We start from the raw sequence: 20659 nt of genomic DNA on the forward strand, positions 1-20659 counted from the left end.
CCGTGCCGTCCCCGCTCACTGGCCGACCGCCTTCTGGGACTGCCGGTACAGCAGGTAGGTCATGGGCAGGGACAGCAGGATCAGCAGCAGGGCATACGGAGCGGCCCCGGCGTAGTCGATCTCGGAGCTGAGCGCCCAGAACCGGGTGGCGAGGGTCGTGACGCCCGACGGCGCCAGCACCAGGGTGGCGGTCAGTTCGGTGGAGACGGCGAGGAAGACGAGCGCTGCCCCCGCGGCGGCCGCCGGGGCGGTCAGGCGCAGGGTCACCCGCACGAAGGCGTCCAGCGGGCGCTTGCCCAGCGCCTGGGCCGCCTCCTCGAGCTCGCGGGGGGCCTGTGCGAAGCCGGCGCGCAGGTTGACCAGGGCCCGGGGCAGGAACAGCAGCGCATAGGCCGCGATCACCACCGGCGTCTCCTGGTAGAGCGGGTAGGCGAAATTGATGGTGACCGTCACGAATGCCAGCGCGACGACGATCCCCGGCATGGAGCTGGTGATGTAGTTGCTGCTCTCGAGGAACCGGGCGAACCGGCCGCCGTAGCGCACGGCGAGCCAGGCGATGGGGAACGCGGCGAGAACGGTGACAGCGGCACCGGTGACCCCGTATCCGAGGGTCTGGAACAGGGCGGTGGCGAGCTCGTCGACCTCCCAGACCGCCGTGCCGCCTGCGATGAGCCAGCGGACCACATTGACCAGCGGCACGCCCAGGGCCAGCACGATGAGCGCCAGCACGAATAGGACCCCCGCGGGCTTCCACCGGGCCAGCGGCCGGGCAGCCGGGGCCGCGGCGACCCCGGGCCCGATCCGGGCGTAGCGGGCGTTGCCGCGGGCCGCGGACTCGGCCAGCAGCAGGAGCAGGCAGATCATCACCAGGACGCTGGCGAGCATGTTCGCGGCGGCGCTGTTGAAGGTCGACTGGAACTGCTGGAGGATCGCCGTGGTGAAGGTGTCGAAGCGGATCATGGAGTAGGCGCCGTATTCGGCCAGCAGGTGCAGGCCCACGAGGAGGGCGCCCCCGCCGACGGCGAGGCGGAGCTGGGGGAGGACAACACGGAAGAAGACCCGCCAGGGGCCCATCCCGAGGGAGGCCGCCGACTGCTCAAGCCCGGGATCGAGCCGCCGCAGCATCGCCGCCGCGGGGATGTAGACCAGCGGGTAGTAGCTCAGCACGGAGATCAGGACGCCGCCGGGAATGCCCGAGAGTGACGGGACGGTGCCAGCCCAGGCGTAGCTGTTGACGAACGCAGGCACGGCGAGGGGGGCGGCGAGCAGCAGCGAGGCGGTGCGCGCCCCCGGGAGGTCGGTACGCTCGACGAGCCAGGCCGCGGCCACCCCGAGGACGATGCAGGCGGGGACCGTCAGGACGACCAGGGCAATGGTGTTGAACAGCAGCTCACCCACCCGTGGCCGCACGATCAGGTCGACGGCGGTCTCCCATCCGGTGGTGGCGGTGACCGTGACCACGAACCCAAGCGGGATCAGCGTCCCCAGGGTGATGAGCACGGCCGTTGCGGAAACGCCGAAAGGCGGGCGGGAGCCGGTGCTCCTGCCCGCCGTTTCGCGGATCCGCTCGGATGTGGCCATGGCGGCCCGGTTGTGCCTTTCCGCCCCTTAGAGGAGCCCGGCGTCGGTCATCAGTTCAACGACCTTCTCGCTGTTGAGCTTGGCGGGATCGACCGTGGGCGCCTCGAGCTCGGCGAGCGGGACGAGGCCGTCGCGGGGGGTGACCTCGGCGCTGACAGGGTATTCGTAGTCGCTGCCGGCGCTCAGGGTCTCCTGGCCTTCCTTGCTGGTGATGAACTCGAGGAACTGGTTGGCGGCGTCCTGGTTGTCCGAGGATTTCAGCACCCCTGCCCCGGAGATCGAGACGAACGCTCCGGCGTCGGAGCCCTTGAAGTAGTAGGGCTCGAGGTCGCTTGAGTTCTCACCGGTGCCCGCCTGGTCGGCGGTGTAGTAGTAGTGGTAGATCACGGCGGCATCGACTTCGCCGGCGTTCACTGCCTTCATGGCGGCGCCGTTCTTGGGGTAGATCTTGGCGCCGTCCTTCATGGCGGCGAGCCACTCGGCGGTGGCCTCCTCGCCCTCAAGCTCGAGCATGGCCGAGACAATCGCCTGGAAGTCCGCGCCCCCGGCGGCGGCGCCCCAGCGTCCGGCCCACTTCGGGTCGGCGAGGTCCATGATCGACTCTGGCAGCTCGGCCTCGGAGATCTTGTCCGGGTTGTAGACGAACAGGGTGGAGCGTGCGGCGACGCCGGTCCACTTTCCGGTGGTGGGACGGTACTCCTGGGGGATGTTTTCCTGGACGGCCGCGGGGATGTCCGCGAACAGTCCGGCGTTCTCGACCTGGGTCATGGCCGGGGAGTTTTCGGTGATGAACACGTCGGCGGGGGACTTCTCGCCCTCCTGCAGGATCTGGTTGCTCATTTCGGTGTCGCTGCCCTGGCGGATCGTCACCTCGATCCCGGTTTCCTTGGTGAATTCATCGACCCAGGCCTGGGTCATCGACTCGTGCTGCGCGTTGTACACGGTCAGCTCGGCGGCCGAATCCGATCCCTCTCCGGCGGCGGGTTCGGAGGCCGCTCCCGAGCCGCAGGCGGTCAGGGCGAGAAGCAGGGCGGCCGTGAGCGCGGCGGGCTGAACCTGCTTGGAACTGAAGATCATTGGAGCCTTTCAACAAAACGGCGGCCGGCAGCGGCTGGGCTGGACCGGAAGGACTGGAGTGGAAACCCTCACACCTAGGTAAGCATGTCCTAACTTATTCCTATTTCACCACTTAGGTGTCGTAAATCACACCTTTTCGGTCACGTTCGTGTGACGTAATTATTTTCGCCATCGACCGCCCCCCGGCACGTGCGGGATACCACCGCCTGCCGGTCGATCCGCGCCTCGGCCTCAAAGACCAGCAGGGCCTGGAGCTGGGTCGAGAGGTCGACCGGCGGGGCCGCGGTGGTACCGGGCGCCGAAGGGAAGATCAGTGCACCCCCATGGCTGCGGCGGCCCTCCCACAGGGCGGCCGCAGTCGCCTCGACAAGGCTCCGGGCCTTCCCGGCGGCATCCGCGGCAAGCCCCGGTGCGAGCGCCGCCTCCGTGAGGTAGCGGGCGAGGATGCCGGTGAACAGGCCGCCGTCACCGGAGCCGTGCGTGCGTAAGGAGCCCTCCGGGGTGGTGAGCCGGGCTTGTACCGCGGCGATGAGCGATTCCGCCTGCCGCAGGTTGTGCCCGCCGCCGAGTGAGGTCAGGGCGCCCAGGACGGGCCCCTGGTTGTAGGTGTAGACCGCGCGCCTCAGTTTCTCGCCGTCGGCAGTGCGTTGGATGCCGTCGAGGTAGAGCCCCGACTCCGCGTCCCACAGCCGCCGGTGCAGCCAGGCCAGCAGTCCGGCAGCCTGCTCCCGATCCCCGGCGCGGGCGAAATACAGGGCGGCCGGGGCTGTTGCCGGGGTGTTCTTGAAGTTCCGCCGGGTGTTCCAGTAGACCCCTCCACCGAACTCCGGCGTGGCAGCCGAGCGCAGCGCCGCCTCGAGGGCGGCTCGGGCCCGCCGGTGGCGGGGGCGCCGGCCGGCGTCGGTGAGGCAGCCGTCGAGCCGCTGGAGGGCAAGCGCCAGCCAGGCCATATCGTCGAAGTAGGAGTTGGTCCACCGCGCCCCGTTCCTCAGCCGGATGCCCCGGGCCAGCCGCACCGCGCGCCGCAGGGCGGCGTCCGCACCTGCCGGATCCACGGTGCGCAGGCGCAGGTGCCCGTCGAGGAGGGCGTCGAGATAGTGGGCCTGCCACCAGTAGTGCCAGGCGAGGCCCCGCCCGCGGGGACGGGGGAAGGCGATCCGGCCCAGGCGGGTGCCGGGCAGGCCGAGCGCGCGGGCAGCGAAGAGGGTTTCAACGCTCTCGGCGGCCGCCTGCGCCCGGGACGCAGGCGTGTCCGGCCCTGCGGAATCCGGCGGGGTGAGCATAAGACCACCCTAGCCAACCGGCGCCGGTGCCGGATTGAGCATTCTGCCCAGTGCCGCCCACCCCGGATGCGGTGTGGGCGGCATCACAGTACGCTGAATCAGCAGCATGCACATTTCTCAAGGGGGCTCTTTCATGGACATAGCGGGTTCGGCGGCACTGGTCACCGGAGGCGCCTCCGGGCTGGGGCTGGCCACTGCCCAGCGGCTGATCGACGAGGGCGCCTTCGTCGTCCTCCTTGACCTTCCCTCGTCCGCCGGCGCCGAGGCCGCCGGCCGCCTCGGCCCGCGCGCGCAGTTCGTCCCGGCCGACGTCGCCGACCCCGCGCAGGTCGGCGCCGCGGTTGCAGCCGCGGGGGAGCGGGCGCCCCTGCGGGTCCTGGTGAACTGCGCGGGCATCGCCACCCCCGGGAAGGTCCTCGGCCGGGAGGGGGTGCTGCCGCTCGAGCAGTTCGAGCGGGTGATCGCCGTGAACCTGACCGGCACCTTCAATGTTCTCCGGCTGGCGGCGGAGGCGATGGCCGCCGTCGAACCCGTGAAAGGGGCCGGCGGTTCCCCGGAGCGGGGAGTGATTATCAACACGGCCTCCGTCGCGGCCTTTGACGGCCAGATCGGCCAGCCCGCCTACGCCGCGTCCAAGGGCGGGGTCGCCGCCATGACGCTTCCCCTGGCGCGGGAGCTCGCCCGGCACCTGATCCGGGTGGTCACCATCGCCCCGGGCATCTTCGAAACCCCCATGATGGCGGGCCTGCCGCAGGAGGCCCAGGACTCCCTCGGCAGCCAGGTGCCCCACCCCTCCCGGCTGGGCAAGCCCTCCGAGTACGCCGCGCTGGTGTCCTCGATCCTCGCGAACCAGATGCTCAACGGCGAGACCATCCGGCTCGACGGCGCCATCCGCATGGGTCCGCGGTAACTCCTTCCCGGCCTCCGGCCGCCCAACCGAAAGGACTGCTCAATGGAGAGCCAGTTCGACACCAGTAACCTTCCGGCCGCGGACTTCCTCGGCTTCGAATCGCTGCTGAGCGCCACCGAGCGGGCGAAACTTGACGACGTGCGCGACTTCCTCGCCAAGGAGGTGGCGCCGTCGGCCGGAGATTGGTGGAACCGGGCCGAGTTCCCGCACGACATCCTGCCGAAACTTGCGGCACTCGAACTGAGCACACCGGTGCAGCAGGGCTACAGCCACCTCTTCGGCGGTATGGTCATCGCGGAGATGACGCGTGCCGACACCTCCCTGGCGACCTTCTTCATGGTCCACCACGACCTCTTCGTCGAGGCACTCCACCAGTTCGGGTCCCCGGACCAGAAGCAGCGACTCCTCCAGGCCGCCATGGACCTGCGCATCACCGGGGCGTTCGCCCTGACGGAGCCGCAGCACGGATCGGACATCGCCGGCGGAATGGCCACCACGGCCACCCGCGACGGGGACACCTGGATCCTCAACGGAGCGAAACGGTGGATCGGCAACGGAACCTTCTGCGACTACATGCTGCTGTGGGCGCGCGACACCGAGACCTCGGCGGTGCGCGGCTTCATCCTCGACGCCACCCTGCCCGGGATCACCCGGACCGTGATCGAGAACAAGATCGCCCTGCGCACCGTGCAGAACGCCGACATCCTCCTCGAGGACGTGCGGGTGGCCGAAGCCGACCGCTTCGAGGGGATCGACAGTTTCTCCGACACCCGGCGCCTGCTCCTCGGCTCGCGCATCCTGGTTGGCTGGCAGGCGGTGGGGCAGCAGCTGGCCGCGTACGACGTCGCCCGCAGGTACGCGCTTGAGCGCTACCAGTTCGGCCGCCCGTTGGGCAGTTTCCAGCTGATCCAGGACCAGCTGGTGACGATGCTCGGCAATACGACTGCGAGCCTTGCCCTCATGGTCCGGATCGCCCAGCTGCAGGACGGCGCCGGATCGGCGGCCATGCCGGAGGGCCCGGGCATGCCTCAGGCGGCCCTGGCGAAGTCCTACACGACGGCGCGCATGCGCGAGACGGTCGCCCTTGGGCGCAGCATCCTGGGCGGCAACGGGATCGTGACCGACTACGGTATGGCGAAGATCTTCGCCGACGCCGAGGCCATCTACACCTATGAGGGCTCCTACGAGATCAACACCCTCATCGTGGGGCGCGCCCTCACAGGGCTTTCGGCCATCGTCTGAGCCTCCGAAGAGGATTAGACTGCGGCCATGACGGAGAAGGAGCCCGCCCGTCCGGTGCGGCAGCTGCGGGTCGTGGTGCGTGCGGAGGACTACGACGCGGCGCTGGCGTTCTACCGGGACGTGTTGGGCATGCCCGAGGAGGAGGCCTACGAGGGCGAGGGCGGCGCCCGTGTGAGCATCCTCGACGCCGGCCGTGCCACCCTCGAACTGTCGAATCCAGCGCAGGTGCGCCTGATCGACAGCGTCGAGGCGGAGGGCCGGCCGAGCGCACGGATCCGGATCGCTTTTGAGGTCGACGACACCGCCGGCACCACGCACCGGCTCGTCGAGGCCGGGGCCGAACTGATCGCCGAACCACGCGAGACGCCGTGGCGTTCGCTGAACTCCCGGCTCGACGCCCCGGCAGGGCTCCAGCTCACCCTCTTCCAGGAACTCGACCCCAAGCCGGGGAACCCCTGACACCGGACGCCGCGCCGCCTGGAGTGCGGATCCGGAGCGCGTCACCGACCGAGTTGGAGGCCATGCGCGGGATCGAGCGCGCCGCGGGGGAGCAGTTCCGGGCGCTTGGCATGGTGGAGATCGCAGAGGACGAGCCGCTGCCGGTGGACGAGCTCGCCGGGTTCTCCGCCGACGGCCGGGCCTGGACCGCCGTCGACGCCGACGGCACCCCGGTGGGCTATCTGCTGGTGAAGCGTGTCGGCGCCAATGCCCACGTCGAGCAGGTCAGCGTGCACCCCTCCTGCGCCCGGCAGGGGATTGGGCGGCGCCTCCTTGAGGCCGCTGCGGACTGGGGCCGCGGGCAGGGGCTTGGAAACCTCACCCTGACCACCTTCAGCGAGGTCCCCTGGAACGCCCCGTACTACCGGCGGCTGGGCTTCCGGGACCTGCCGGACGACGCGCTGGAGCCCGGACTGCAGCAGGTCGTGGCAGAGGAGGCCGCCGCCGGCCTGGCGCGGTGGCCGCGGGTGGTGCTCAGCCGCCCGCTGGCCTAGGACGCCGGCCGTCCGGGTCAGGCGAGAGAGAGTTCAAGCACCGTTTCCCATCCGTCCTCCTCATCCCACTGCCGGCCCACCGCCCGGAACCCGAAGGAGTCGACAAGGTGCCGTGAGGGCAGGTTGTCCGGCCGGACCGAGGCGCGGACCGTGTGAACTCCGGGTTCGGCGTCGGCGATGTCGAGCAGGATCCTCAGGGCCGCCCGGGCATGGCCGCGCCGCCGATGCCCGGGATCCACCTCGTATCCAACCTCGACTCTCCCGCCGTCGGGCGGTCCGTGGAAGCCCGCCCGCCCTACGGCGGTCCCGGCGGCATCGACAATGAGCCGGGTGATCCAGTCCGCGTCGCCCGGGGACGCAACAAGCTGACGGCTGCGCATCCTCCACACGGCACGGCAGCCGCTGGAGACGAGATGCTCCGTCAGCACCGCGGGACTTCGAAGCTGTGCGGCGGCAAGGTCGCCGTCGGCTAGGGCGTGGATGGCGGCCGGTGGCAGGCGCACGAGCCGGACGTCCCTGGCCACTGCGGCGGAGGAACGCCAGGAATTCGCTGTCGGTGTCATCCGCCCATCCTCCTCTACAGCCAGTTCCACGCTTAGTCGTAGTGGGCGAACGCCGGCCACAGCTCGCGCCAGCCGGCCGCCGGGGAGGAACAAACGAGGATTTCCTGGCCCTGTTCCTCGTTGTCGACGCCGACTCCGTTATCGAGCACTCCGGCCCTCCGGCAGCCCTCGAGGAGGGTGCGCGCCAGCGAAGCCTGGCCCCCGACGACGATCACCGCGCCGCCGGTGTCCGGCGGCCTGCTCCGGAACTGGAGTTCGTTGTGCCCGCTGTAGGCCGGAGGCAGCCCCAGCGCGGGTCCGTACCGCGCCAGCGCCCCGGCTTCGCCGTAGTTGCTCGCGATGAGGACGGCCCCTTCGGCGTCTTTCCCGGGCAGGGAGCGGTACGCGGCGGCGACCTGCTCCACGTACACCGGCCAGCCCACCTGGTCCGCGGCCACCTGGTTGATGTCCGGAACCGGGCTGGCCGCCAGGGCGGGCACCGGCAGCACCGGCAGGGAAATGACGGCCGCCACCGCCGCGTTGAGGGCGACGGCGCCCGCGGCAAGCGCCCGCCGCCGGACGCGGGCGGCCACAAAGGCAGCGGTGGGCACGCAGCCGGCCGCGAACAGCACTGTCAGCAGGCCCGAGGGGTAGTAGATCTGCCCGCCCGCAAGGAAGGTCAGGGTCAGCAGGACGGGCAGGGCGGCGGCGGTGAACCGCACGGTCCGCCACTGGGGCCGGCGCAGCAGGGCAACGGCGCCCGCGGCCCACACCACGGCGAGGGGAGGCCCGAGCGTCAGGAACAGGAAGGGCCACATCAGCACCCGGGTTTCGGCCGCGTTGTTCTCCGCGAGCGCCGCCCCCATTTCGAGCTGCGGCCAGCCGTTGGCCGCCTGGTAGAAGAGGTTCGGCGAGCCGATGGCGAGCGCCAGCACCGCCGCACCCCAGACCCAGCCCGAGCGGAACACCTTCCGTGGGCCGGCAAGGAGCAGGCCCGCCGCCAGGGACACCAGCAGCCCGGCGATCAGCAGCTTGTTGTACATGGCCAGCCCGACGACGGCACCCGCCGCCAGCCACCACGCGGGCTGCTCCCGCAGCACGGCACGCATCATCAGCAGGACGACGGCGGGCCAGAACACGAGGTCGAGGGTGGCGGTGAGCATCACGTGCCCGAACAGCAGCGGCGCCGTCGCGAAGGCGTAGGCCCACGCGCACAGCCCCTGGGCGGCCCGGCCGCCGCCCAGCTCCCGGGTGATCAGCACGACCACGAGGACCGAGGCGACAGCGGCGAGTGTCGCCGGTATCCGGATGGCCCACACCTCGTCGGCGACGAGGAAGCTGAAGAGCCTCACCAGCAGCGGGGTGAGCGGGGGCTGGTCCACGTAGCCCCAGGCCGGTGGCAGCATCCGGAAGTACAGTTCGTCGCGGTGGTAGCCGTATGCAGCGCTGGCCACTGTAAGGAAGACCCCGAGTGCGCCCATCGCGGCAAACACCGGGAAGCGGGCGAGGGGCGGCAACTCCGGTCCGCGCTCCGCTGCGCCGCCGGAACGGGCATGAAGCGCCCGGGCCTGCGTGTTCACCCCGCCAGCCTAACCCCGCCGCCCGGCCGGCACCGGCGGGTCGGGCTGGCCGCACTCCGGCCGAAGTGGCAAAGTGACGCATGTGACAAAAGGAGAAACGGCGGCCGTTCGACTGCTGAACAGGGCGCGGCTGGTGCCGAGGATCGCGTGGCTTGCCGCACGGGCGCCCCGGGATCCCCACCGGGCGTGGGAGGGGTACTGGAAGGACATCCGGACCACGGGTGCCGGCGGACAGGTGCTCTGGGACTCCGCCTCCGAAACCGAGCGGGAACAGTACGCCGCCACCCTCCGGGCGCATCTCGACACGTCGCTGCCGGTCATCGACGTCGGGTGCGGCAACGGATCTTTCACCCGCTGGCTGGCCGGCATCTTTCCCGAGGCCCTCGGCGTCGACGTTTCCCCCAGCGCCATCGCCCGCGCCGAGACGGAGGCCGCCGGCCTGGCCAATGTCTCCTTCGCCGTCGTCGACGCCACCGAACCGGGCGCCGAAGTCTCCCCCTACCCCGGAGCGTGCAATGTCTTCGTCCGTGGGGTGCTTCACGTCCTGCCGCCCCGGCCACGGGCGGTGATGGCCGCCAATCTCCGCACCTCAGTGCGCGGCGGCCGGGTGTTCCTCACCGAAACCAACTTCCCGGGCAGCTCCCTCGAATACGTCGAACGGCTCGGGGCCGCCCCCGGGTATATCCCTGCGGGCCTGAAGCGCGCCATCGCCGGGCTTCCGCGGCCCGGCCATTTCGGCGCCACGGAACGCGGGGCCGCCTTCCCCGAAGACCAATGGCAGCTTCTCGCCGACGGACCGGCCGTCATCCATACCGTTCCGGCGGAGACCACCCAGTCCACGCCGGTCCCCGGATACTTTGCGGTGCTGCAGCCGCGGAAGGGAGCCTGAATGGAAACCCCGTCGGGAGAATCCACGGCGCCGCTGCCGATCGAAGGCGGGAAGGGCACGCTTGAGCTCCGGCCGGACGGCGTCCTGCACCTGAAGTGGGACCTCGGCATCCACATCACCTCGGACGATGCCCGGGCCGCAATGGACGTCGTCAACGTGCTCTGCGCTGACACCTCCCACCCCATGCTCGTCGACATGGAGGCCACCCGGTCGGTCAGCAGGGGAGCCCGCAGCACCTTTTCCATCCCGTGCGGTGCATCACGGATTGCACTGCTGGGGTCCTCTCCGGTCGACCGGCTCCTTGCCAACTTCTTCCTCGGCCTTCACAGCCCGCCGTGCCCCACCCATTTCTTCACCTCGCGGGAGCACGCCCTCGACTGGCTCAAGCGGCCGGGCGAAGCAGAGCCACTGGACTGAGTGAGCCACTGGACTGAGCTCCAGCCTTCCGGGGCTATCCGGCGAGGTTGAGGGGAGGCCGGGCGGCGTCCTGGAGGGCCCGCAGCCGCCGCCTGCGCTCATGATCCACCCGGTGCCTCCGCGAACCGGCGGTGATCAGGAGCAGGAAGACGGCGAGGCCGGCCGCGAAGGCGACCGGCCTAGACGAGGGTTCGCCGAAGAGCCGGTCGAAGAGGAGCCAGATGAGCCCCCAGACCACGGCCAGGGCGACGCTGAGGTGCCCCCTGCCCGTACTGCACAGGACCGCCGTGCCGACGGTCACCACCCCGACGGCGATCAGGGCCCACGTCTGTGCACCGAGATCGAACAGGTCCGTCCCCTGTCGGTCGGCCAGCGCGGCGGCGCGCACCGCCGTCTCGACGATGGTCCAGCCCAGCAGCAGGCCGAGGGGTACATCGACCGCGGCGCCTTCGATCCGGCCCTCCGCCGGGTAGCGGTGCAGTGTGCCCAGGGTGGTCAGCAGCACGCCGAGGAGCAGGACGACGATGGCCGCTGCCAGGGTCTGCAGCTCCTCCGGGCCGCTCAGCCGGACCGCTGTGAGGAGCACGAGCGCCGAGGCGAGAGTCCAGCCGAGCCGGCGCTGGCGCTCCTTTCGGAGCTGGGAGGGCAGCCACTGGTACAGCACGTAGACGCACAGCGCCAGGTCGATGAGGACCCGGATCCACAGGGCCCCAGCGGCGGGAAGAAGCAGGGTCGGTCCCGGCAGCGGTGGCCCGGCCTGGAGTGGATCCCAGGCGCGTCCGCCCGGTGCAAGGAGCCATGCCAGCGCGGCCAAGGAGACCAGAACAGCGCGCAGCAGATCCGGATCCCAGGATCGGACGTGGGCGGCAGCGGCCGCAAGGCGATTCCGGGGGGCAGCTGTCCAGGCGGGTATTTTCCTCCGCCCGCCGCGTCGCGGGGTGGCCGGCCGGGCCGCTTCCCGCCGGCGTCCACCGCGCGTTTCAGGCGCGGCCGTCGAACCGTGGATCCGTCCGCGTGCCCGGCGCCCTCCAAGGGCGGAGGTCACACCGTGGATCCGTCCGCGAGTCCGGTCCGCTCCCAGCGCGGAGGTCACGGCGTGGAATGTGCGGCGAGCCCCGCCGCCCGTGCCAGGGGCTCCGTCCGGAGCCGCGGACACCGTCGGAGGAACCGAGGGCGCAGGCGGGAGCTTCACCTCATGCGTCGGCTTCATCGCCTCCCTTTCGACGGGTGCTGCGCCGCGGGTTTCCCGTGCGCTCGCGTTCAGCCTACCTACTTCCACGCAGCGGCGGGCAGTTGGCCCGGCAGAATCACCGCGAATCCGGGCTGGCCGTCTCTCCGGTCTCGCCGGCACCGGCGGCCTTGGACCTCCGACGCTGCCGCAGACCAAGAACAGCAGCGGTCACGAGCCCCACGAGGGTTCCGACGGCGGTTCCCAGCACGATGCTGACCCAGAGGGGCAGTCCGGTGGAGGCGCCGGTCAGGTAGCCAAGGCCAAGGAGCCATGCGGCCCACAGACACGCGCCCAGGGCGGTCAGGACCATGAAGGGGCGGAGCGCGACCTCGGCGATCCCGGCCGCCGCGACGCTGGCGGTCCGGCCGCCGGGCAGGAACCGCACCGCGACGAGACCCGCGTAGGTCGGCGACTTGCCGGCCTTCTCGACTGCGCGGCGGAGCCCACCGTGGACCGAACGTCCCCAGCGGAAGCGGTCGAGCCAGTGCGTCAGGCGGCGGCGGAAGAGCAGAAACAGCGCGAGGTCGCCCACCCAGCTGCCGGTGGTCGCCACGAGGACGGCAGCAGGCAGGAAGAGATTTCCATGCGAGGCCATGGTGCCGGCGGCGATCACCATCAGTTCCGAGGGCACGATGGGGAGGATCACGTCCACGACGATGATGGTGAACATGAGCAGGAAGTAGAGCGGCAGGGCGAGATCGGGGCCGGGAATCTCCACCCACCCAACCTACAGGCCGCGGCTGGGGAAAGCAGAGGAGTCGCGCCAAGCCCGGGTTAATTCGGGGGAAACTCCGAGAGCCGCAGTGATGATTCGAAGAAGGACTCGGCGCCGCTGAGCGGGTCGGTGAAGGAGATGCTCTTCGCCAGCAGCTGCAGCGGCTTCGAGAAGTCATCGGCGGCCTGTGGCTTGAGCACGGGGTAGAAAGGGTCGTTGAGGATGCCCAGTCCGAGCCCGGCCATGTGCAGCCGAAGCTGGTGGGTCTTGCCGGTGTGCGGCTGCAGCCGGTAGCGGCCAACGCCCGCCGTCTCCTCAATCAGGCTCACTGCTGTCTCGGTGTTGGGGACGCCCTCGACCTCCTGGGCCAGCAGGTAGGTGCGGGACTTCACGATGCGGCTGCGCACAATCAGGGGTGCAGCATCCAGGCCGAGCTCCGGCCGCACCCGGGCGACCGCCTCGTACTCCTTGCGGATCTGGCGGTTCTCGAACAGCAGCTGATATTTTCCGCGGGTCTCCGGGTTCACCGAGAACATCAGGATGCCGGCCGTCATGCGGTCGAGCCGGTGCATGGGAATCAGGTCGGGCAGGCCCAGCTGCACCCGAAGGCGCACCAGGGCCGACTCCGCGACATACATGCCGCCGGGGGTCGTCGGCAGGAAGTGTGGTTTGTCGACCACCAGCAGGTCCTCGTCCTGGTGGAGGATGCTGATTTCCACCGGGAGCCGGTCCTCGACGGGAAGCTCGCGGTAGTACCAGATGAAGGTGTGGTCGGTCAGCGGGGTCTCCCGGGTGAGCACGGCTCCGCCGAGGGCCACCACCTCGCCGCGGTCGAACCGCTCGGCAATGCCGTCGGGGTTCACGTGGTCGAAGCGGTCAAGGATGTACTCGAGGGCCGTGGACCACGGCCCTTCGTCGGGCAGGCGGAGGCGAGTGGCATTGACTCCGTTGCGCACCGGAAGGGGGGACTTCATCACCTTTCAAGGGTACGGGCACCACCGGTGGCCGGCTGGCAGTGGGGACAGTAGTAGAGGTCGCGCAGCTCGAGTTCGTTGTCTCCGAGCTGTTCAAGGACCACCGGAGTGCCGCAGCGCAGGCAGCCCCGGTTCGAGCGCCCGTACACCCACAGGTTGTTGCCGCGCAGGTTCCCGGTGGTGGCGCGGGTGCTCCGCAGCTTGTTCGCCTCGAGCAGCCTCTTGGCCAGATCGACGATGCGGGGCAGGTTCCGGACCTCGCCGACGGGCGTCAGGGGGTGCACCCCGGCCAGGAAGCACAGCTCGCAGCGGTAGACGTTGCCGATGCCTGCGAGGTTCCGCTGGTCGAGCAGGGCCAGGCCGAGGGGCCGTTCCGGCTGAAGAGAGAGCCTCCGCAGCGCCTCGGCCGGGTCCCAGTCCCCGCCGAGCAGGTCAGGCCCGAGGTAGCCCACGGCCTCCTCCTCGCCCGAGCGCGGCAGGACCCGCAAAAAACCCAGTTCGAAGCCGACGACGACATTGTCGGTGGTCTCGAGCACGCACCGCGCCTTGAAGCCGGGCCGGCGCCACTTCTGGCCGTGCGCGTACACGTGCCAGAGCCCCTCCATCTTCAGGTGGGAGTGGATGTCCCACCCTTCCGCATCCGCACTGCCACCCCCGCGGATCAGCAGGTGCTTGCCGCGGGAGACCACCTCTTCGACGGTGTCGCCGGTGAAGTCCACCGTGGCGAAGCGCGGCACCCGGATGTCGCACCGGGTCAGTTCCTTTCCGGCGAGGGCCGCGTGAAGGTCGCGGGCGGCCCGCCATACGGTATCCCCCTCAGGCACGGATTCCCCCTTGAGTGTTGATGTGCCGCCGGGCGCCGAGGTCTGACACAAATCCTCTAGGCACGGATCCTCAGCCCCTTGGGTGTCGTGTAGAAACCGGCAGCGGCCAGGGCGGAGCCCACCCCGGTGTCGAGAATCTCCCCGCCGTTGACCTTCTCCAGAGCCATCTTGTCGGCCGCGCCCCGCCGGATGACGCCGACCAGGGCGGCGGCGGCCGCATCGAGGGCGGGCTGGTCCTCGGTGAAGACCAGCAGCGTCTTGCCTCCCCGCTCGACGTAGAGCGCCAGGTCGCCGTCCACAAGCACGACGAGGGCGCCGGCCTTGCGGCCGGGACGGTGCCCTCCCTCGGCCTGCGGCCAGGCGAGGGCGGCGCCGTACGGGTTGGCCGGGTCGGTCGCGGCCAGGGCCGTGGCCGTGAGCGCCGGTCCGCCGGCGGCCTCCGAGCGCGGATCGTTGTCCGCGCTGAAGGAACGCAGCCGATCCACGGTCGAGGGCACCGCGAACTGGGCCGCGCCGAGATGCTCGATGAAGTAGCCGCGCCGGCACCGGCCCATCTCCTCAAGCCGCGCAAGCACCTTGTACATCAGGCCGAACCCGCCGGGCACCCCTTCGCTGCCCACGGCGCCGCGGGTGACCACGCCGTAGCGGTCAAGGAGCAGTTCGGCGGTGGCATGGGCGTGGAGGGTCGACTCGTTTTCCACGGGCGGCAGCAGGTTCCAGCGTCCGGCCGCGACCGGCGGGGTGGCGCGCTGGTATCCGGAGGCGCCGTCGGGCCCGCCGGCCAGGCTCATCGAACTGTTCGTGAGGGAACGTCCCGGTGCGCGCCCCAGCCGTCCCGCCCGGGAGGTGCGGGCGCGTGCCGGGGGCTGGCGCTGCTTGTGCGCGGTCCGGCCGCCGGCCAGCAGGGCCCGGACCGGGGTGAAGGTGTCGTTGCTGACGCGTCCGGCCCACACCAGGTCCCACAGGGCGGTGACGAGGTCGGCCTCGGAGGGGATGCTGTCGACGTCGAGGGCGGTGCTGAGCTGGCGCAGGAAATAGCCTCCGCCGCCGCCGAGCAGTTCGAGCAGCGCCGCGGAGAGCGGCGAGGGCTCGTACACCGGGTCGGGGCGGAGGGTCAGCGGCGCGTTTTCCGCGAGGTGCAGGGCGATCCAGCCGTCGTTTCCGGCGAGCGATCCGGCACCCGACCACACCACCTCCCCGGTGGCGGTGAGCTCGTCGAGCATGGCCGGTGAGTAATTGGCCACCCGCTGGCCCAGGATGAGCGGCTCCCAAGCTGAGGCGGGAATCGGCACGCCGGAGAGCTGGTCCACCACGGTTGCCACGCCGTCGAGTCCGCGCAGTCCCGAACCGACGTGCTGCCAGACGGGCAGGAACCGTCCGTAGGCGGCCGGGTCGACCGGTTCCACCTCCTGCCGCAAAGCCGCAAGGGAGCGCCGCCGCAGCCGGCGCAGCACCTCGACGTCGCACCATTCGCTCGGTGCGGCGGGGTGGACGACGGTGGTCTCCCCGGCCTGCGGGGCCGCCTCGGCGGGCCGGAACTCGCCCTCGACGGTGCGCCCGTCGGCGGCGAGGCGCTGCAGGGCGGTTGCCACGATGGCGACGCCGAGGCCGAGCCGGGCCGCGGCTTCCGCGGCGGTGAAGGGCCCGTGGGTACGGGCGTAGCGGCTGACAAGGTCCCCCAGCGGATCGGCGACGGGTTCGATGAAGGCGAGCGGGATGCCCATCGGCAGGGGCACCCCGAGGGCGTCGCGCAGTCGAGCGGCGTCCTCGACGGCCGAGATCCGTTCAACGCCCGCGATGGAAACCCGAAGGGCCCGGTTGGCGCGTAGCAGCGGTTCCACCAGGGCCGCGGCCTCGGCCTCAGTGGCCCGCGGGACCGCGGCACCCTCCTCGCCGGCGCCCTCTTCATTCGCGGCCGCTTCGGTGCCCTCGAGGCGCTCGGCGATCTCGGAAAGGCTCAGCGGGCCCAGGAGTCGCAGCAGGTCCGCGACGCCCTCCAGGCCGCGGGCGCGCCTGTCCGGGCGGAGGCGCTGCAGCTCGCTTTCGGTGTCGGCGATGACCTTCGCGTCGAGCAGTTCGCGCAGTTCGGCCCGGCCCAGGAGCTCGTTGAGGAGGGTGGGATCCAGCGAGAGGGCGGCGGCCCGGCGCTCCGCCAGCGGGGAATCCCCCTCGTACAGGAAGGAGGCGACGTAGCCGAAGAGCATGGAGCGGGCGAAGGGGGAGGCCTGCTGCGTGGTGACCTCGACCATCCGCAGCTCGCGGCGCTCAAGGGAGGCGGCAAGCTCCTTGAGGGCGGGCAGGTCGTAGACGTCCTGGAGGACCTCCCTCACGGTCTCGAGGACGATCGGGAAGGTCGGGTACTTCTTGGCGACGTCGAGCAGCTGTGCCGAGCGCTGCCGCTGCTGCCACAGCGGGCTGCGCTTGCCAGGGTTCTGCCGGGGCAGCAGGAGCGCCCGGGCGGCGCACTCCCGGAACCGCGAGGCGAACAGGGCGGAACCGCCGACCTGAGCCGTGACGATCCCGTCGAGCTCCTCGGCGTCGAAGAGGAAGAGGTCGGCTCCGGGCGGCTCGTCCTCCATCAGGGGCACGCGCAGCACGATGCCGTCGTCGGAGGCCATGGCGGAGCCCTCGATGCCGTACCGCTGCTCAAGGCGCGCCCCGACGGCGAGCGCCCAGGGGGCGTGCACGGGCATGCCGAACGGGCTGTGCAGGACGACGCGCCAGTCGCCGAGCTCGTCGTGGAAGCGTTCGACGACGAGCGTGCGGTCGTTCGGGACCACCTCGGTGGCCTCGCGCTGCTCCCGGAGGTAGGTCAGCAGGTTCCCCGAGGCCCATTCGTCGAGCCCGATCCGCTGGCAGCGCTCGCGGGCCTGGTCCTCCGGGGCGTAGGACATCTCCCGGACAAAGGCTCCCAGCGCCCGGCCCAGCTCCACCGGCCGGCCCAGGGAGTCGCCCTTCCAGAAGGGCAGCTTGCCGGGCTGGCCGAAGGCGGGGGAGACGAGGACCCGGTCGTGGGTGATCTCCTCGATCCGCCAGCTGGTGGCTCCGAGGGCGAAGACGTCCCCCACCCGGGATTCGTAGACCATCTCCTCGTCCAGCTCCCCGACCCGCCGGCCACCGGCCCGCGCACCCTCGCCCTCGGAGCCGACGAGGAAGACGCCGAAGAGGCCGCGGTCGGGGATGGTGCCGCCGGAGGTGACGGCGAGGCGCTGGGCGCCGGGGCGCCCGGTGATGGTCCCCTCGGTCCGGTCCCAGATGATCCGGGGGCGGAGCCCGGCGAACTCATCGGAGGGGTACCGGCCGGCGAGCAGGTCGAGGGTGGCGTCGAAGGCCGAGCGGGGAAGGGTGGCAAACGGCGCGGACCGGCGCACGACGTCGAACCATTCCTCGACGTCGATGGTGCCCAGCGCGGCGGCGGCCACGGTCTGCTGGGCCAGGATGTCCAGTGGGTTGGCGGGGATGGCGAGGGGTTCGATCTTGCCCGCCAGCATCCGCTCCACCGTCACTGTGGTGTTCACCAGGTCGCCGCGGTGCTTGGGGAAGAGCACCCCCTGGGACACCTCGCCGACCTGGTGCCCGGCCCGGCCCACCCGCTGCAGGCCGCTGGCCACTGACTGCGGCGACTCGACCTGCACCACGAGGTCGACGGCGCCCATGTCGATGCCCAGCTCCAGGGAGCTGGTGGCCACCACGCAGCGCAGCCGCCCCGACTTCAGGTCGTCCTCGATCAGTGCGCGCTGGTCCTTCGACACCGACCCGTGGTGGGCGCGGGCCAGCAGCGGTTCGCCGCCGGCGCTCTGCCCGGCCTGCGCCATGATCTGGGCCGGCGGTGAAGCGGGCGCGGCGGCCGGTACACCGCGGGGAATCGGATCCGCGGCATCCAGTTCCACATCGGCTACCCCGCCGGAGGCGTCCCCGTCGGACGGGTCTCCAGTGGATGCGTCTCCGGCAGCCCAGGCGGCGTTGCGCTCGAGGCGTTCGGCATGGATCTCATTGAGCCGGGCCGTGAGGCGCTCGGCGAGCCGGCGGGAGTTCGCAAAGACGATCGTGGAGCGGTTCTCCTCGATCAGGTCGACGATGCGTTCCTCGACATGCGGCCAGATGCTCGCCTGCGGGACCGCGTCGCCGTCGGTCCCGCCGGGGCCTCCGGTGGCGCCGCCCAGTTCGGTCATGTCCTCCACCGGCACGGAGACGGTCAGGTCCCACTTCTTGGCCGACGGCGGAGCCACGATCTCCACCGGGGCGTTGCCGGAGAGGAACCGCGCCACGGTTTCCCGGGGTTCCACGGTTGCGGAAAGCCCGATCCGCTGCACCGGCTTGCCCAGCAGGACATCGAGCCGGGCCAGGGATACCGCCAGGTGTGCGCCGCGCTTGGTGCCGGCGACGGCGTGCACCTCGTCGACAATGACGGTGTGGACCTCGGACAGCGTCTCCCGGGCCTTTGAGGTGAGCATCAGGAAGAGCGACTCGGGTGTGGTGATGAGGATGTCCGGCGGGCGGGTGAGCAGCGCGCGCCGTTCGGCCTGCGGGGTGTCACCGGAACGCACGCCGACGGTGATGGAGGGTGCCGGAAGGCCGAGCCGGCGGGCCGTCTGGGTGATGCCGATCAGCGGGGCGCGGAGGTTGCGTTCGACGTCGACGCCGAGCGCCTTCAGCGGGGAGATGTAGAGCACGCGGGTGCTGCGCGCCGGCACTGCCGGAGTTTTCTTCGAGCCGGGGGGGCCGTTCGAGGCGGGTTCCGCATGCTCTCCATCGACCAGCAGGCGGTCAAGGGCCCAGAGGAACGCCGCGAGGGTCTTGCCCGACCCCGTCGGCGCCACCACCAGAGCGTTCGATCCGGCCGAAATTGCCTTCCAGGCACCCTCCTGCGCCGCGGTGGGCGCGGAAAAAGCGCCGGCGAACCACTCCGAGGTAGCTGGCGTGAACCTGCTCAACACCGATGTCACCCCAACATCATCCCTCAGTCTGCTGACATTCCTCACTCCGGGCTCTTCCGGGGTGGGATGAAGGGGCGGCCGGGGTGGGTTGAAGGGGCGGCCGCCGGGTCAGCCCGCGGGCTGCAGAGCGCCCACGGTCATCAGGACGATCGATGAGGCGGAGCAGGCGGTGGTCTCCTGCGGCAGAACGAGGGAGTCGGTCGCACCGGGAGGGTAGACGCGCACGCCGGCGGCGGGCACCGCGCCGCAGTCGGCGCCGTAGTTGCCCGCGTTGACCTGCCGCAGCACCGCCGCCGCGGAGGCGCCGGCTTCGAGCGTGAAGGCCTTGCCCGGCTCGCCCCGGTCCGCGGGCGCACCGAGCTGCGTGCCCGCCGCGTCAACGTAGGAAACCCCCGGGTAGCCGGACATGTCGCAGGCGTCCTCGGAGGTGTTGGTGAGCGTCAAGGTCCGGTAGACGCTGCCGGCGGCTCCGGCGCCGGGCTCGGTGGTCACCGCACCGGACAAATCTGCCGCCGTGCACACCCCGCCGTCGCCGGCGGTCGGTTCGGGATCAGCCTCAGGAGTCGACAAGGGCGAGGGCGACGGCGCGGGCGGCGTCGACGGCACCTCCGTCGCTGTCTCGGAGGGGGACGCCGACGTTGCCTCCGAGGATGCCGGGGCCTCCGCTCCGGCTGATTGGGAGGACGCCGGCGCGCAGGCGCCAAGCAGGGTGGCGGTGCCGATGGCTGCTGCGGCGAAGATCCAATGCGGGGTACCCGAAGTCATGAAGCAACAGTAGACGTGGTGCCCGTGTGACGCACGAGGCGGAGCCCGTGCCGCGGATTGAGTTCCCCGATTGTTATGGAAGGGGACTATTCGTGGTGGTAGGAGCGCCGCCCGGCGATCTCCTGCGCGCGGTAGACCTGCTCGGCGAGAATGAGCCGGACCAGCTGGTGCGGAAACACGAGCTTCGAGAGCGACAGGACGAAATCGGCGCGCCGGTGAACCGTGTCATCGACGCCGTACGCGCCGCCGATGAGAAAGGTCACCGGACGGGAGGCGTCAAGGGCGCCGCCGAGGGTGCGGGAGAAGGCGGGCGAGTCGATGGACCTGCCCCGCTCGTCGAGCAGGATCACGTACTCGCGCGCCTCGGTGGTCTTGGTCAGGAGCCGCTCGGATTCCTCGGCGCGGGCGGCGTCACCCTCGCGGGCCGAATGCGGAAGGAACTGCCAGGACAGGTCGAACGGCTTCTTGAGGCGCTTCTCGTAGCGGGCAATTCCGTCGGAAACCCAACTCTCATGTTTCCGGCCCACGGCCAGTACTCGGATTGCCATTTCCTCAGGCTACCGCCCCGAAAGCAGGAACCCCGAAGGGTTAACGGGGGCCAAAGCGCAACCGTCGCGGAGGTGAACAAAAACAGTGCCCGCCCTAGAGAAGTATCAGTACGCTTACCAAATTCCGATGGAACCGAAAGGCAGGTGGAGAG

Annotated in this window: 18 protein-coding genes; 6 read left to right on the forward strand and 12 right to left on the reverse strand. The window is 70.7% G+C overall.

The features are described 5' to 3' along the window. Nucleotides 1-15: 15 nt before the first annotated feature. From I6N91_RS07505 to I6N91_RS07515, 3 genes are all read right to left on the reverse strand, one after another. Nucleotides 16-1581, reverse strand: a complete 1566-nt coding sequence (locus I6N91_RS07505; protein ID WP_198811970.1) for an iron ABC transporter permease — start codon at nucleotides 1579-1581, stop codon at nucleotides 16-18. Between the two features lie 27 nt (nucleotides 1582-1608). After that, a complete protein-coding gene (locus I6N91_RS07510; RefSeq protein ID WP_198811971.1) occupies nucleotides 1609-2658 on the reverse strand; it encodes an iron ABC transporter substrate-binding protein in 1050 nt (349 codons plus the stop codon). 140 nt (nucleotides 2659-2798) lie between these two features. Beyond that, a complete protein-coding gene (locus I6N91_RS07515; protein WP_198811972.1) occupies nucleotides 2799-3941 on the reverse strand; it encodes a glycoside hydrolase family 76 protein in 1143 nt (380 codons plus the stop codon). Between the two features lie 133 nt (nucleotides 3942-4074). On the opposite strand from I6N91_RS07515, the gene I6N91_RS07520 reads away from it, so the two are divergent. From I6N91_RS07520 to I6N91_RS07535, 4 genes are all read left to right on the forward strand, one after another. Further along, complete coding sequence (locus I6N91_RS07520; protein ID WP_198811973.1) at nucleotides 4075-4851, forward strand: SDR family NAD(P)-dependent oxidoreductase; 777 nt, start codon at nucleotides 4075-4077, stop codon at nucleotides 4849-4851. 42 nt (nucleotides 4852-4893) lie between these two features. Next, complete coding sequence (locus tag I6N91_RS07525) at nucleotides 4894-6093, forward strand: acyl-CoA dehydrogenase family protein (RefSeq protein ID WP_198811974.1); 1200 nt, start codon at nucleotides 4894-4896, stop codon at nucleotides 6091-6093. A gap of 27 nt (nucleotides 6094-6120) precedes the next feature. Next, on the forward strand, nucleotides 6121-6552 hold the full coding sequence (locus tag I6N91_RS07530; protein ID WP_198811975.1) for a VOC family protein: 432 nt from the start codon (nucleotides 6121-6123) through the stop codon (nucleotides 6550-6552). 62 nt (nucleotides 6553-6614) lie between these two features. Further along, entirely contained in the window at nucleotides 6615-7085 is a 471-nt protein-coding gene (locus I6N91_RS07535) for a GNAT family N-acetyltransferase (RefSeq protein ID WP_198811976.1), read from the forward strand. Nucleotides 7086-7102: 17 nt separating this feature from the next. Here I6N91_RS07535 and I6N91_RS07540 read toward each other — a convergent pair whose 3' ends face one another. Together I6N91_RS07540 and I6N91_RS07545 are read right to left on the reverse strand one after the other, a co-directional pair. Then, nucleotides 7103-7648 (reverse strand): GNAT family N-acetyltransferase, encoded by a 546-nt coding sequence (locus I6N91_RS07540; protein WP_198811977.1) that lies wholly within the window; start codon nucleotides 7646-7648, stop codon nucleotides 7103-7105. A gap of 32 nt (nucleotides 7649-7680) precedes the next feature. Beyond that, complete coding sequence (locus I6N91_RS07545; RefSeq protein WP_198811978.1) at nucleotides 7681-9207, reverse strand: glycosyltransferase family 39 protein; 1527 nt, start codon at nucleotides 9205-9207, stop codon at nucleotides 7681-7683. Nucleotides 9208-9289: 82 nt separating this feature from the next. Here I6N91_RS07545 and I6N91_RS07550 point away from each other — a divergent pair, with 82 nt between their 5' ends. Together I6N91_RS07550 and I6N91_RS07555 are read left to right on the forward strand one after the other, a co-directional pair. Then, nucleotides 9290-10096, forward strand: a complete 807-nt coding sequence (locus tag I6N91_RS07550; RefSeq protein WP_307843272.1) for a class I SAM-dependent methyltransferase — start codon at nucleotides 9290-9292, stop codon at nucleotides 10094-10096. Further along, nucleotides 10097-10513: an STAS/SEC14 domain-containing protein gene (locus tag I6N91_RS07555; protein WP_233091582.1), complete on the forward strand. Its 417-nt coding sequence runs from the start codon at nucleotides 10097-10099 to the stop codon at nucleotides 10511-10513. Between the two features lie 34 nt (nucleotides 10514-10547). Here I6N91_RS07555 and I6N91_RS07560 read toward each other — a convergent pair whose 3' ends face one another. The 7 genes from I6N91_RS07560 to I6N91_RS07590 form a co-directional block, all read right to left on the reverse strand. Next, a complete protein-coding gene (locus I6N91_RS07560) occupies nucleotides 10548-11327 on the reverse strand; it encodes a hypothetical protein (protein WP_198811979.1) in 780 nt (259 codons plus the stop codon). Between the two features lie 493 nt (nucleotides 11328-11820). Next, nucleotides 11821-12462, reverse strand: coding sequence for a DedA family protein (locus I6N91_RS07565; protein ID WP_198811980.1), 642 nt, complete (start codon nucleotides 12460-12462; stop codon nucleotides 11821-11823). Nucleotides 12463-12518: 56 nt separating this feature from the next. Beyond that, nucleotides 12519-13433, reverse strand: coding sequence for an RluA family pseudouridine synthase (locus I6N91_RS07570; RefSeq protein WP_198812046.1), 915 nt, complete (start codon nucleotides 13431-13433; stop codon nucleotides 12519-12521). Further along, nucleotides 13433-14257 (reverse strand): Fpg/Nei family DNA glycosylase, encoded by an 825-nt coding sequence (locus I6N91_RS07575; RefSeq protein WP_198811981.1) that lies wholly within the window; start codon nucleotides 14255-14257, stop codon nucleotides 13433-13435. The genes I6N91_RS07570 and I6N91_RS07575 overlap by 1 nt, the downstream gene beginning before the upstream one ends. A gap of 56 nt (nucleotides 14258-14313) precedes the next feature. Continuing rightward, nucleotides 14314-19203: an ATP-dependent helicase gene (locus I6N91_RS07580; protein ID WP_198811982.1), complete on the reverse strand. Its 4890-nt coding sequence runs from the start codon at nucleotides 19201-19203 to the stop codon at nucleotides 14314-14316. 99 nt (nucleotides 19204-19302) lie between these two features. Next, a complete protein-coding gene (locus I6N91_RS07585) occupies nucleotides 19303-19959 on the reverse strand; it encodes a DUF4232 domain-containing protein (RefSeq protein ID WP_198811983.1) in 657 nt (218 codons plus the stop codon). 86 nt (nucleotides 19960-20045) lie between these two features. Next, on the reverse strand, nucleotides 20046-20507 hold the full coding sequence (locus I6N91_RS07590; RefSeq protein WP_198811984.1) for a 23S rRNA (pseudouridine(1915)-N(3))-methyltransferase RlmH: 462 nt from the start codon (nucleotides 20505-20507) through the stop codon (nucleotides 20046-20048). Nucleotides 20508-20659: the final 152 nt, after the last annotated feature.

It is taken from the genome of Arthrobacter sp. MSA 4-2, assembly GCF_016405885.1.
In the GTDB taxonomy this organism is placed as follows: Bacteria; Actinomycetota; Actinomycetes; order Actinomycetales; family Micrococcaceae; genus Arthrobacter_D.

Excerpts from the sequence above, each read along its gene's own strand:
- I6N91_RS07505 (WP_198811970.1), bottom strand. The coding sequence starts at position 1,581 with ATGGCCACATCCGAGCGGATCCGCGAAACGGCGGGCAGGAGCACCGGC.
- I6N91_RS07510 (WP_198811971.1), bottom strand. The coding sequence starts at position 2,658 with ATGATCTTCAGTTCCAAGCAGGTTCAGCCCGCCGCGCTCACGGCCGCC.
- I6N91_RS07515 (WP_198811972.1), bottom strand. The coding sequence starts at position 3,941 with ATGCTCACCCCGCCGGATTCCGCAGGGCCGGACACGCCTGCGTCCCGG.
- I6N91_RS07520 (WP_198811973.1), top strand. The coding sequence starts at position 4,075 with ATGGACATAGCGGGTTCGGCGGCACTGGTCACCGGAGGCGCCTCCGGG.
- I6N91_RS07525 (WP_198811974.1), top strand. The coding sequence starts at position 4,894 with ATGGAGAGCCAGTTCGACACCAGTAACCTTCCGGCCGCGGACTTCCTC.
- I6N91_RS07530 (WP_198811975.1), top strand. The coding sequence starts at position 6,121 with ATGACGGAGAAGGAGCCCGCCCGTCCGGTGCGGCAGCTGCGGGTCGTG.
- I6N91_RS07535 (WP_198811976.1), top strand. The coding sequence starts at position 6,615 with ATGCGCGGGATCGAGCGCGCCGCGGGGGAGCAGTTCCGGGCGCTTGGC.
- I6N91_RS07540 (WP_198811977.1), bottom strand. The coding sequence starts at position 7,648 with ATGACACCGACAGCGAATTCCTGGCGTTCCTCCGCCGCAGTGGCCAGG.
- I6N91_RS07555 (WP_233091582.1), top strand. The coding sequence starts at position 10,097 with ATGGAAACCCCGTCGGGAGAATCCACGGCGCCGCTGCCGATCGAAGGC.
- I6N91_RS07570 (WP_198812046.1), bottom strand. The coding sequence starts at position 13,433 with ATGAAGTCCCCCCTTCCGGTGCGCAACGGAGTCAATGCCACTCGCCTC.
- I6N91_RS07585 (WP_198811983.1), bottom strand. The coding sequence starts at position 19,959 with ATGACTTCGGGTACCCCGCATTGGATCTTCGCCGCAGCAGCCATCGGC.
- I6N91_RS07590 (WP_198811984.1), bottom strand. The coding sequence starts at position 20,507 with ATGGCAATCCGAGTACTGGCCGTGGGCCGGAAACATGAGAGTTGGGTT.